At 47.0% G+C, this 12,214-nt stretch carries 13 protein-coding genes; 3 read left to right on the top strand and 10 right to left on the bottom strand.

Features of this window, described 5'->3' with window-relative positions; genetic code table 11:
- Positions 1-409: 409 nt before the first annotated feature.
- The 5 genes from L696_RS0115900 to L696_RS0115880 all read right to left on the bottom strand — a co-directional run bounded on the left by L696_RS0115900 (position 410) and on the right by L696_RS0115880 (position 5,733).
- Entirely contained in the window at positions 410-1,138 is a 729-nt protein-coding gene (locus L696_RS0115900; RefSeq protein WP_025684533.1) for an amino acid ABC transporter ATP-binding protein, read from the bottom strand.
- The gene (locus L696_RS0115895; protein WP_425339322.1) at positions 1,131-2,549 is read right to left on the bottom strand and encodes an amino acid ABC transporter substrate-binding protein/permease; all 1,419 of its coding nucleotides are present in this window, start codon (positions 2,547-2,549) and stop codon (positions 1,131-1,133) included. Before L696_RS0115895 ends, L696_RS0115900 begins: the two co-directional genes overlap by 8 nt.
- A gap of 272 nt (positions 2,550-2,821) precedes the next feature.
- Positions 2,822-3,811, bottom strand: a complete 990-nt coding sequence (locus tag L696_RS0115890; protein ID WP_025684531.1) for an inorganic phosphate transporter — start codon at positions 3,809-3,811, stop codon at positions 2,822-2,824.
- Between the two features lie 14 nt (positions 3,812-3,825).
- Entirely contained in the window at positions 3,826-4,440 is a 615-nt protein-coding gene (locus L696_RS0115885; protein WP_025684530.1) for a DUF47 domain-containing protein, read from the bottom strand.
- Between the two features lie 192 nt (positions 4,441-4,632).
- Positions 4,633-5,733, bottom strand: a complete 1,101-nt coding sequence (locus L696_RS0115880; protein ID WP_425339321.1) for a DUF3048 domain-containing protein — start codon at positions 5,731-5,733, stop codon at positions 4,633-4,635.
- Positions 5,734-5,976: 243 nt separating this feature from the next.
- On the opposite strand from L696_RS0115880, the gene L696_RS0115875 reads away from it, so the two are divergent.
- Entirely contained in the window at positions 5,977-6,495 is a 519-nt protein-coding gene (locus L696_RS0115875; protein WP_025684528.1) for a DoxX family membrane protein, read from the top strand.
- Between the two features lie 291 nt (positions 6,496-6,786).
- Positions 6,787-7,713: a hypothetical protein gene (locus L696_RS0115870; RefSeq protein ID WP_025684527.1), complete on the top strand. Its 927-nt coding sequence runs from the start codon at positions 6,787-6,789 to the stop codon at positions 7,711-7,713.
- 99 nt (positions 7,714-7,812) lie between these two features.
- On the opposite strand, the gene L696_RS0115865 is transcribed toward L696_RS0115870, so the two are convergent.
- From L696_RS0115865 to L696_RS0115855, 3 genes are all read right to left on the bottom strand, one after another.
- Positions 7,813-8,604 carry a dioxygenase family protein gene (locus L696_RS0115865; protein ID WP_025684526.1) on the bottom strand — a complete coding sequence of 264 codons (792 nt, stop codon included), beginning with the start codon at positions 8,602-8,604 and terminating at the stop codon, positions 7,813-7,815.
- Between the two features lie 92 nt (positions 8,605-8,696).
- A complete protein-coding gene (locus L696_RS0115860; RefSeq protein ID WP_025684525.1) occupies positions 8,697-9,521 on the bottom strand; it encodes an alpha/beta hydrolase in 825 nt (274 codons plus the stop codon).
- 305 nt (positions 9,522-9,826) lie between these two features.
- Complete coding sequence (locus L696_RS0115855) at positions 9,827-10,126, bottom strand: hypothetical protein (RefSeq protein WP_025684524.1); 300 nt, start codon at positions 10,124-10,126, stop codon at positions 9,827-9,829.
- Positions 10,127-10,322: 196 nt separating this feature from the next.
- On the opposite strand from L696_RS0115855, the gene L696_RS0115850 reads away from it, so the two are divergent.
- Positions 10,323-10,751, top strand: coding sequence for a hypothetical protein (locus tag L696_RS0115850; protein WP_025684523.1), 429 nt, complete (start codon positions 10,323-10,325; stop codon positions 10,749-10,751).
- A 241-nt stretch (positions 10,752-10,992) separates the two neighbouring features.
- Here the strand turns inward: L696_RS0115850 and L696_RS0115845 are convergent, their stop codons facing one another.
- Complete coding sequence (locus tag L696_RS0115845; RefSeq protein WP_025684522.1) at positions 10,993-11,925, bottom strand: ABC transporter substrate-binding protein; 933 nt, start codon at positions 11,923-11,925, stop codon at positions 10,993-10,995.
- 93 nt (positions 11,926-12,018) lie between these two features.
- Positions 12,019-12,214 (bottom strand): iron chelate uptake ABC transporter family permease subunit (locus L696_RS28655; RefSeq protein WP_155985404.1); only part of this gene is annotated, 196 nt, incomplete at its 5' end.

Genomic DNA, 12,214 nt, shown 5'->3' with positions numbered 1-12,214 from the left:
GCGGTCGGATGGTGCTTCCCATCGCTGTTGCGCCCACTTCGTTCTCGTTCAACTCGTTGTATTCTTTAGTTCATTTTCTAAAAAAAGCAAAATGGATCTACTACCAGAATATAATACTTACCTCGTTATTCCCCCAGCGCAGCAAGCACAGCGCTGCCAGTTCCCTCTCCTGCTCCACCCCAAAAGAGTGGGGCAGGCTTCTGTGAAAAAAGGAAGTCGATTCAGCGAGTAGTAGCGCAGCGGTCCATTTGAATCTGAAGAAGCGTCAGCGCTCGCCTTTGCCCCCGGATTTCTCCAGCCATGAGCTTATTCAGGAAATCCGGGGGCAACAGCGATCGAAAGATCAAATGGACCGCGGAGCGTCTCACAAAGAGCACATCTCACACATTCAACGCAAACCCTGCCCCACTTACAATACTTTCTCTAAGAAACTAATCGTCCGCTCATTTTGCGGATTACCGAATACCTCTTGTGGCGTTCCTTCCTCCACGATGTAGCCGCCGTCCATGAACACGACACGGTCGCTTACTTCGCGTGCAAAACCCATCTCATGCGTCACGATCATCATCGTCATACCTTCACGGGCCAGATCGTTCATGACGCCGAGCACTTCTCCGACCATTTCAGGATCAAGCGCCGAGGTCGGCTCGTCAAACAGCATAATATCCGGGTTCATGGCCAGCGCGCGTGCAATCGCCACACGCTGCTTCTGACCGCCGGACAACTGTCCTGGCAATGCATCTGCCTTATCGGACAACCCCACACGCTTCAGCAGCTTCAACGCGGTCTCCCGGGCCTCTGGCTTGGACTGTTTACCCAGCTCTGTCGGCGCGAACATAATGTTCTTAAGCACCGTCATATGCGGGAACAGGTTGAAATGCTGAAACACCATACCTATATTTTCACGGACCTTGTTAATGTCCACACTCTTGTCACTCAAGTTGTAGTCATCCACGATGACCTCGCCTGCGGTAATTTCCTCCAGCATGTTAATGCAACGCAAAAACGTGCTTTTCCCCGAACCCGAGGGGCCAATGACGCAGACAACCTCGCCTTCCTGTACTTGCATATCAATGCCCTTCAGTACTTCGTTACTGCCATAGCTTTTTTTCAGGTTCTTGACGATAATTTTACCCACGGCGAACTCTCCCTTCAAGACGGTTGGAAATTTTGGTCAGGACTGTAATGACGATAAGATACATCACCGCAACCACCAGCCAAATATCAAAGGATTGGAACGTCCGCGCAATAATGATCTTACCTGATTGGGTCAATTCGACCAGACCGATAACGGACAAAATTGACGTATCCTTCAACGTAATAACCAACTGATTGATAAACGATGGGATCATGATTTTCACAGCCTGCGGCAAAATGATCTTGAGCATAGCCGTCCGGTATGGCAAACCAAGAGAACGAGCCGCTTCCATTTGTCCCGGATCAATGGACTGAATACCTCCACGGATTATCTCTGTCACATAAGCTCCCGCGTTCAGAGACAACGTCAGTACGGCCGCGACAAAGAGCGGCATTTTAAAATCCAGTGCCTGCGGAATCCCAAAGTAAATAAAGAAAGCAAGTACGATCAGCGGAATACCACGGAAAACATCGACAAAAACTGTTGCAATACCACGGAACAGTTTATTGTGACTCACCTTCATAAAGCCGAACACCAGACCCAGCACAAAAGCTACCAGCAGGGATACAAGCGTGTACAGCAGCGTATTTCCCATTCCTTTGATCAGCGAAGGCAGAGAAGCGGAAATGAGTTCCCAACGACCACGCTCTACAGGTGCCGCACCTTTGCCGGATTCGCCCAGATACTTGGACATGATTTTGTCATATTCCCCGCTGTTGCGAAGATTCACAAGCCCTGCATTAAATTTCTCCACCAGCTCCTGGTTTCTGCCTTTATTGACAGCGAAACCGTAAGAACCGCCTTTTTCCTTGTCTGTCACAAGCTTGAGCCCATTATTCTGTGTCACTCCGTATGCCAGCACCGGATAGTCATCAAAACATGCGACTGAGTTTCCAGTTTTAACCTCATCGTACATTTGAGAGGAATCATCGAACGGAACCGTAGTAAAGCCATATTTGGCCTTAATGGACTCTGCGAACGTATAGCCCTCTGTTCCTGTTTTAACTGCGACACGCTGCCCTTTCAGGTCCTCATAGCGTTTAATCGTATCATTATCCTTACGGACCGCCATGACCACACCTGAATCAAAATACGGTTCAGAAAAATCAAATTTTTGCTTACGTTCATCTGTAATACTCATGCCGGCAATGACGCCGTCCACTTGATTCGTTTCAAGGGCCTGCACTGCCGCATTAAAGCCAAGAGGCTTAATGGTATAGTCAAAATTCTGATCCTTGGCGATAGCGGCTAGCAGATCCATGTCGATTCCGACAAATTTACCATCAACATCTTCAAACTCAAAAGGCGCGAACGTTGTATCCGTGCCGATATCATATTTTGTTTTGTTTTCTGCATGTGCTACTACGCCGAAATTACCGGCCAGAGCAACCACAAAAAACAGACAAATCATGAGCGCTATTAGTTTTCCAGATTTTCGCATAAGTTCCTCCAGTCAGTTGAACGGTTCAAAGTTTTCTGTTTATTCTACAGGAGTTATCAAAAATTGACTACTTTGATGTCAGATATTTTTTTAAAAATGTTTCATGGATCTGTCTGGTTGGGTAAGGTTTAAAAGACCTGTTTTTGCCCCTGTAATGCCAATAAGCCCCTGCCGCAAAAAGCGGACGGAAGCTTATTGTGTATCCTATAGTGTGTACTTATTTTTCGAGAAATAATGATGAACTAAAAAAGAATTTTGAAAATCAAACCTGACAATAAAGCAGAAATTGGAATCGTAATGACCCAAGTAATGACAATGCGACCAGCCAGCGACCAACGTACAGCGGAAAAACGCTTCGCAGACCCAACACCCAAAATAGCCGAAGTAATGGCATGAGTGGTACTTACCGGTAAATGAAGCAGCGTGGCTGTGAAAATAACCGAAGCTCCGGAAATATCAGCAGCGAAGCCATTGATCGGCTCAATTTTAAAAATCTTGGTGCCCATCGTCTTGATGATCTTCCAGCCCCCAATGGACGTACCGAGCGCCATGGCTGTTGCGGCCGAAATTTTAACCCACATCGGCACTTCCAGATGATCCTGATAACCCGCCGAAACGAGTGCGAATGTGATAATTCCCATTGCCTTCTGAGCATCATTCGTACCGTGCGTGAACGATTGAATCGCTGCCGTAATGACCTGCATCGTGCGAAAACCTTTGTTCACCGTATGCGGACTGCGACGAGCGAAGATGTATTTTAAAATGATCATTACGATATAACCGATTACAAAAGCAATCAGCGGGGAGAAAATAAGTCCCTCGACAATTCCGATGAAGCCACTCCAGTTCAATTTCTCCGATCCGGCACCTACATACACAGCCCCCGCCAGCGCACCAATCAATGCGTGGGAAGATGAGGAAGGAATACCGAACCACCATGTGAGCAGATTCCAGATAATCGCTGCGATCAGCGTCGCAATGACGATATCAATCCCGTTCGTAAGCTTGGTAGGGTCAGCGACACTTCCACCAATCGTCTTGGCAACCCCTGTAAACAATATGGCTCCGAGAAAGTTCATGACCGCAGCCATAATAATCGCACGACGCGGCGTCAACGCACGGGTAGATACCGAGGTTGCGATAGCGTTCGCCGTATCATGAAAACCGTTAATAAAATCAAATGCCAGAGCAAGAAAAATAACAATACCTAATACCAGTAAACTTGTATCCATGTAAAAGGACTCCCTTACGAGTTACGCATAATGATGGATTCCAGCATATTTGCAACATCCTCGCATGAATCCGTTGTCGTTTCTAGGCGTTCGTACAATTCTTTGCGTTTAATCAGTTCAATAGGATCAGTCACGGTTGCAAACAGGTTTTTGATGCAAATACGCAACAGCTCATCCCCCTGGTTTTCCAAATCGTTCAGGCGAATGGTATATTCACGGATGGCCAGCAGCTTTTTCTGTGAAAGCAAATGTACAGCCTTCTGAATTTCACAAGCCGACTGACGCAAAATATCAGCGAACTGCACAATATACTCGTCCGGCTCCGTAATGTTGTACATATAAAAACGAGAGGCCGTCGCTTCCAGACCGTCCAGCACATCATCCATGGTCGTTGTCAGTTCCATGATGTCGTCGCGTTCCAGCGGCGTAATGAAGGTCTTGTTCAGCTCAGTAATAATCGTGTGTGTGTAATCATCACACTTATTTTCATACTTCTTCATTTCATTAGTAAACAGAACCACATCTTGAAGATTTGAAGTATGTTGGGCAAAGTAATCGGCTGCTTGCACGATTGTATCTGCCATATTTTCCAACGTCTCGAAGAATATATCCTTTTTCTTCAATCTCATTAACGATTACCCCTTTACGAAAATATCCGCAACCTGTTTCGACTGCATTAGACAACCTTTGCTATCTTATCACACTCATCAATGTTTTTGTAAAGTTTGTAAAGGCAAATTTCACAATATTAAGTATACATTGCCCGACAAGGAAGTGCATTATCCGACAAATTATACCTTAAAAGGTGAATTTCGTATACTTTACTTTGCTTCTACACTTACATGCTCGTTCAACGAAACGTCCGCCGGAACTACATGTATATAGGATGTACCTGGTACTAACGGAATTTCAACTCCATTTTTCATAAAACGAATCGCATCACCGGACGTATGCTGCCACTCAGCATGTATCAGCCGTCCCTGTTGAAACACCATGGCCTCTCCACTGCCATTCAGCTTAACGCTCAATCTGCCTACATCATCCAGCGTTTGGTGCCTGGTGCTCATCACAATGACATTGGCCGCAGAGAGCTGCTTGTTATTGTTTTGATCCACATGTGACTTTTCGTTCACAAAACGTTTATATTGCTGATCAGACGGATCGTAGGTGTAAGATACCTTGTAGCTTTTAAGCAAAAAGCGGATTTGCAAAGATACTGCATCCTCGTCCCCCATGACCGAGGTTTCACCGGATTTAAGGTAGTTATATACCGGAACCACCGTCTGCCTGGCGTAGCCTTTGCTTTCGCTTCCTTGGCGAAGTCTGTTCACATCTGTGTACAGATTGTGTGGAGGACGGCGATCCTTGCTTCTCCAGAAGTAAGCCCCCCCATTCGAAATCTCATCCAGATGCTCCTTTCGCTGCTGCTGTAAAATCGCATAGGCATCTGTACTTCCCCCGGCGTGTATCGGCAATGCCCCATAAGTTTCACCCAGCTCAATCAGATACGGCCGGATGCTGCGGACCGGACCTATTTTCACATCTCCGCCATGACTTTGGAAAAAAGCTACCAAACGGGTAATTCCACCTTCCGCGAGAACTTCATATACCATGTCCGCCTCGCTAAGTCCCGCCTGAGGCCGTGCGGCTGGAGCGTTATTAATCATAATGGCGAGCGGTCGTTCCAGAACAGGCTGCTGCACCGGAAGACCCGTAAGCGGAGCTATAAATGCCGGAATAGTCGGTTCCTTGGACGGCTCAAGCGCCTCCGGCTGTGTTTCTTGCTTAAGCGGTTGAGGTGCGGGTTCTGATTCACCCGATTTGGACAAAGCAGAACAAGACATCATGGTCATACATAGCAAAACCGAGGTCATCACACACAACCATCGTCTTCGATTGAAAATGGGCCTGGACAAGTTCATCCCTCCAGTTAGACATTTTTCTCATTATAAGCGTTATTTCCTGTTTCTGTCTCGATTGAAACACCTCATCTCTATAGAATACTTATCTAAAGACATTAAAATTTAAAAAATATTCATACTTTGTGATTTTTATCACAAAAAACTGTAACTGAACCTAATACAATAAGGGTGTAGCAGAGATGATCATCCCAAACCAAATAAAATACAAACAACATTATAAGATACGAAAGAGGAGTGGTTTGAATGTTTAACAACTGGTTGCGTGAAAATAAAGTAGCAATGTGGCTGCTGACTATAGTACGGGTTTATCTGGGATATGAATGGATGACCCATGGACTTGAGAAGCTGACTGGCGGATTCGATGCAGGCGGATTTATCTCGGGGGCCATTGCTAAAACAGGCGGAGAACATCCCGCTGTACAAGGCTGGTGGGGATCGTTCCTTGAAGCCTTTGCCCTGCCAAATGTCGGTTTGTTCAACGTACTGATCCCACTGGGTGAATTCCTGGTCGGAGTTGGGCTGCTTCTTGGTACACTGACTACATTAGCTGCCCTGATGGCAATGGTCATGAACTTCTCGTTCCTGTTCTCGGGCACGGTAAGCACGAATGCAATCTACCTGCTGTTTGAAATCTTCCTTGTCGTTGCTGGCGCAAACGCTGGACGGATTGGCTTGGATCGTTGGGTACTGCCCTTCCTGCGTGGACTGTTCCGTAAAAATAAAGATACCTTTCCAGCAGATCCCGCTCGAAAAATAGCTTAAGCTACCCCCAAAACAACCGTTACCCTCCGGGCTAATGGTTGTTTTTTTGTGCAGTAATGCTTCTTTTTTTATATGTTTCGGCTTTGTACAGCTACGATGCTGCATTCTGGCTTATAATTTTCGTTCTTGTGCAGTTATGCCGCTGTCCCTCCTCCCGGTTTGAAATCTCCCTTTTATATCCGATTCATCATTGCCCTAAACGTTTACAAGTTGGATACAATCCGGAATGCTCACGATACATTCCCCCTATACACTACAGTTACACCAAAGAAAGCCATGGAGGGTTATATCATGAAAAAAATCACCAAAGCCTACCTCATGCTCGCGACAGTAACTTTCACAGTACAGACTATGGGACTGGGATATCCATCACAAGCCGAAGCAGCAGTATCGACTACAACAACGTCTCAATCGGAAAGTGTTCAAGGTATCTCCAAGACCTTCGAGCAACTGCTGCGTCAACCCGGCAAGCTACCTCAGGCATTCGCTTATTTGCAAAAACACATTCAATCCATTCCAGCCTCTCAAGTCACCATCATGACGCTTCATCTGGAAAATGCGCAAACCAAGCAATTGGATTCTTATTCACAAGCCTTATACCCAGCTTCTGTTCAGACCAAAATCAATACTATTTATAAACCCGGCGATTCGTTCACAAATGTAATTAGCCGCACCAAGGATACGAACCTAAAGAAATTACTGACCCAAACCAGAGATGCCGGATACAAACTGGAAACCGCAGAAGGTATGTATTATCCTGTAATAAACTATGAAAAATATAAAGTTTTCGGAAAGTACACCACGGCAGATATCCGCAGCTATATTGACATCATGGCAGTGGAATCTGGACAGGCGTCTACCAAGGATGCCGCGCTGCATATCGGATATCAGCAGTTGTCTGGACGGGTGCTGGCACAGGAAGACTTTTTAAACAAATATCCACATTCCAACCGTACACTAGCTGTCAAAGAATTGCATGATCTGTACTATTTCTATACCTTCTACGGCACGAACAATACGCCATTATTCGATTACGATACCAAGAAGATTCATTCTAACGCCAAAAAAGGATATCAACTGGTAATTCAACGCAACAGTGGCTCAGCTAGTCCTTATGTACAAAAACTAAAAGCCTTCGTGGCACTGCTGGATCAAAACGGGGATAAACATACTGCACAGGTATCCGACTGGCTGAAAAAGAACGTACCCACTTCCTGATCAAGTTTTACAGGAACACACCCTACAGTAACTCCCTTATATACACAAAAGAACTTCCATTCCCACTAGCCATGTGGATTCGGAAGTTCTTTTTCACATTTACGTATCACGTTCTTGCCCGAAAACCCAACAATTGAGACTCAGTGAGCCCAGGACATAGGACTGAAAAAGCTTCTTCGCCGAGCGCTGGTCATCCGCTGCCCCCATCGCGTAAAACAGCGGTGAAAAATGCTCTATCCCATAAGAGGGAACCGCCTGTTTGGCATAAGGAGCCTTTTTGTCATATTGGAACAAATGACGCAAATTCCAGTCCTGAAGCTGCTGACCGATCCAGTCATCATATTGAACCGCCCAATCCGCAGGCTCATTCGTCTGCTTGAGTGTTCGCAAATTGTGGACCAACCCGCCGCTACCGATGATCAAAATACCCTGTTCACGCAATGGTGCCAGCATCCGCCCAATCTCATACTGCTCCTGCGGAGCGCGCCTAGAATCAATGGAGAGCGGGACGACCGGGATGTCCGCATCAGGATATATATGCCGCAAAACCACCCATGCTCCATGATCCAGTCCCCGGTTCCGAACCGGCTGGTGGAACAGGTTATGCTGACTGAACAGATGCTCTATCTCCTCATACAGCTTCGGATCGCCTGGTGCAGGGTAATCGAGTGTGTACATTTGTTCAGGAAAGCCATAGAAATCGTGCAACGCTGCATGCTGATCATCCGCGCCGATACATTGATCAGCACTATCCCAATGCGCGGAAAAAATGACTATTCCTTTGGGTCGGGGCAGGCTCGCGCCCAGCTCTGCAAGAAAGCTGGTGTATGCATTGTTTTCTAAAGCCAGTGTCGGTGAACCATGCGCAACAAAAATTGAGGGTAATGTCATCGCTGCCAACCTCCACACGCCAGTATAGTGTTACTCTTCCATTTTACTCCGGTGGAGGCGCAATTTCCAATACAATCCGTTACAGCCTGAAATCAGATCATCCAGTGCTGCCAATCCCTCTGAATATTCTCCTGCTTATCCAGCCATTCCAGCGTCCGGTCGATCAACCGTTGCCGTTCTTTACCGGAAGAGAAGGTGTGATCTCCCTGAAAAATAATTTCTTTGTCGCAACGTCCCTCTGGACGCATCCAAAATACCTTTTGAAACAGAAATGCATAATCCACAGGAATGATATCATCCGAGGTTCCGTGAATAACGAGCACATCCCCGTTAAACTTGACGGCCTCCTGAAACGGCTGGAACTGAGCAAGCGATTCAAAATAAGCAGGTGTGAACTTGTAGCCCAAATAGTCGGCCTGACCGCTTTTCACGGATTCATCGTACACGCTCCGCTCCGTAATTTTAACAATGTCATTGAACGGGTAGCCAACCGCCGACCAAAGCACCAGATTTTGTACTCTCTTGTCCCGTACCGCTGTGAGAAGGGCGACCGCGCCACCCAGACTGTGACCGATCAGCGTCACCTTGGTCGGGTCGATGTCTGCACAATTCACGGCATAATCGAGCACGGTACGTGTCTGATTAATCATCGACTCCAGCCCTTGCTTGCCGTAGTCACCCGTGCTTTCCCCGCAACCGGCAAAATCAAAGCGCAGGACAAAATATCCCCCTTCCGCAAGCTCACGCGCAGTCTTTACGAATAACCGATCTATCCCAATACGATTGCCCACAAATCCGTGGCATATCACTACGAGCGGTACCCGTCTCTGACGGTCTCCTTCATTCGGATTGCTCGGATAATGAATCGTTGCGGCCAGCTCCTCATTTTCAAAGCGAATTCCAATTTGCCGTTCCATCATGATTGTCCCCCTGTTTCAAGCTTCACCGTCACCAAGCTGCTATGCTGCATGGGCACCCCTACCTTGCGAAGCTCCTTGTTATGATTAATGATTGATAATTAAGATGCTCAGCAAAATATTCTTTCACTTTAATTCCGATAAGTTTAATAAGATTTATAGTAAAGTCAGTCTATCATTGCCCTGCTTCCTTGTCAACCTGTCAGTTATAACGGAGAAAAAACGAACAAATGGCGCTCCCCGCAACGATAACGAGGAACGCCATATTGCATTACTTGGTGGGAAAATTAACTTCATCCAGCAGACTATTCGTAGCTGTTCCTGAACATTTCGTGGGTCTCCGTACGCCCCTCCCATTCCAGTCTGTAAGAGGCACCGCTATTCTGATCCTCATGCCATAAGCTGTGGTAGCTCTCTTCGCCCAGATCACCTGCAAACTCGGTATCCTGAGCCCATTCAGCATCGTCCAGAATACGGTACGTCGGGAATATCCCCTGAACGTTCCGATGACTCACGTTCACAGGCAAGGCCTCCACACTGTTTCTAACTGGAGCGGCTTCCAGCCGTTTATTAACCGCATAATCCGCTTGCTTATCCAGCTTCATAATGCCACATCCTCTCCACATTTACATTCAGGATGCTCCGCATGCTCACCCTTTATCCAGTTTGAGGAGAATACAGCGGTAATATACATTGCTTAGATAAAGCCTTTTGCCATCCGCAGCTTACTCACGTATACTGTTTTTGTTACGTATTGGCGGTTCCGCCAGACGGAATACGCCCGCAAAGCAGGAGGAAGAAATGAGCAAAGCCAAAAATTATACGCTTATTGCATGGATTTCCTTGTCCATGTTTTTTTTGACACAGGCGATTATCGGATGGTTTGTAACGTTCACAGGCGGAGATGTTGCTCCTTTCGAAAAAGTTAACCTGTCTACCCTGATCATCATCGCCGCAGGAGCCATTCTGCTGGTTGAAGCGCTGATGAATTTTATGGACCGCCCGGAAGAAGGAGAGGAAGCACAGCAAGATTATATGCCCGTGAAGCCCCGCATAGACCTCAAGTCCATCTTGCTATATATCGTGTTAGTCGTGGTGATTCTGGTCGCAGGGTTGGCCCTGCGCAGCGCACTGCCCGTGTTCAGCATTTCACCCTGGGTGAATCTGATCCTTGCCGCCATCGGCTTTATTGGGCTCAAGCCGATTTTTTTGCGCAAAAAACGTCCATAACTCGCAATCCTCATGTGTACCGGAGCTGCCCGATTTTTGTTCGCGGCGGCTCTTTTGGTTATGGAGTGGCTGAGCTGACACGTTGGTTTGTTGACGTACATGATATCAGAAAAGAAAGCGGTTGTCGGCTGACCTGGGAACTATCTGGCATCCGACTTGCAGCTTAGGTGTTCGCCAAAAAGCCGTATTCCCCACCTGCAATAAGTGCATTAGGGAATACGGCTATGCTGTACGTTAAAGCTTATTTGGAAAAGAGTTGCTCTGCATTATCCAGAGCGATTTTGTGTCCCATTGCCGAATAGTCCAGCCAAGGCTGTCCGTCCAGCATGTAGACATGACCCTGCTTCACTGCTTTGAGTCCTTGCCATACCGCGTTTCCTTCCAGTTGCGTGTACACCTTTTGGGCATCCGCGCCTTTACTGATAATGACAAAGATCGCATCGGCATCATAATCCGGCAAAACCTCCTGGGATACGACCTGATATGCCTTGTTGATCTTTTCCACACCCTTGGCTGGCTTCAAGCCCAAATCCTGATACAACAGCGGACCTACCGGGCGCTTCATGCCCATTACGCGGACTTCCTTCGCTGTAACACGAATAGCCATCACGGTTCCGTCGCCTATTTTTTGATGGATCAGCTTTTTAACCCGTTCCTGTTGGGCATCGTAATCTTTCAGGAAAGCGTCCGCCTGCGCTTCATGCTTGACCATAACAGCTATTTTTTTCAGTTGATCCTTCCATGTGCCCTCGTCCAGATCAAAGACCTCGGTTGGCGCGATTTTTTCATACTTGGCTACATCGGTTCCCGAATATTTTTTGTCTAGAAAAATATGGTCAGGTTGCAGGTCCAGCACGGCTTCCATATCCGGGTCTGTGACAACGCCCAGCTTGCGGGTATTTTGGAGCCGATCTTTTACATGGGGTAAAAAGTCCTTAACATCTCCACCGATGACCGAGCCAGCCGGAGTAATACCCAGCGCCAGCAGATTGTTCGTCAAATGAATGGACATGGAAGCAATGCGCGAATCCGCGCTGACCGTTTTCTCGCCGTTGTCCGCTGCTTTCGTATCGGCAGCTTTGTTGTCTGCTGCTTGTCCACAAGCGGACAGCATCACCATACATAAAATAAGAACCATGCCCACCCATGAACGCTTTAATCCATTTTTTTTCATCTTTATTCCTCCTATGTCATAGAAGCTCCATATTATTTAGAAAGCTTCAGCTTGTGAGTTTATGTACCTATTCCATCTGTCATTTTCCATCTGTCATTTCGTTCGGGACAGCAAAAATAAAAAATACGGAGCCCCTACCACAGCAACCACCACACCCGCCGGAATCGCATTCGGCTGAAACACGGAACGTCCAATCGTATCCGCAGTGACCAAAATGACGATTCCGACAAAGCAGGCCACCGGCAGCAAATGCTGATACATTGGCCCAACCAGACGGCGAGCCAGATGA

The sequence above is a fragment of the Paenibacillus maysiensis genome, from assembly GCF_000520815.1.
Taxonomy (GTDB): Bacteria; Bacillota; Bacilli; order Paenibacillales; family Paenibacillaceae; genus Paenibacillus; species Paenibacillus maysiensis.
The sequence above is the reverse complement of the archived record's forward strand: the minus strand, read 5'-3'. Positions and strand labels throughout refer to the sequence as shown.